Genomic DNA, 367 nt, shown 5'->3' on the forward strand with positions numbered 1-367 from the left:
CCGTTCCGACAGGCCCAGCTTGACCTGTAGATGCGCAACTGCTTCGCGCTTCACGGCGGGCCCTACCATTTTTTTGAGAGCAGTTCCTTCATCGCCGCAGCATCGAGCATCTGCTCGGCCAAGAGCTTCTTCAGTTTTGCATTCTCGTCTTCGAGCGCCTTCAGCCGTTTGGCATCTGAAACCGTCATCCCACCAAACTTCGCCTTCCAGGCATAAAAGGTGCCTTCCGACATCCCGTGCTTCCGGCACAGGTCAGCGCACTTCGCGCCAACCTCATGCTCGGTCAGGATACCGATGATCTGTTCTTCGCTGTATCTCGTTCGCTTCATTGTCCGTCCCTTCGTTGGGTCGGACTCTCATTCCAAAT

General features: G+C 55.6%; 1 pseudogene. It reads right to left on the minus strand.

The features are described 5' to 3' along the window. Positions 1–329: pseudogene (locus tag GZH79_RS18560) on the minus strand (transposase); the annotation flags it as partial. Positions 330–367 lie beyond the last annotated feature (38 nt).

It is taken from the genome of Loktanella sp. SALINAS62 (assembly GCF_018263905.1).
Taxonomy (GTDB): domain Bacteria; phylum Pseudomonadota; class Alphaproteobacteria; order Rhodobacterales; family Rhodobacteraceae; genus Loktanella.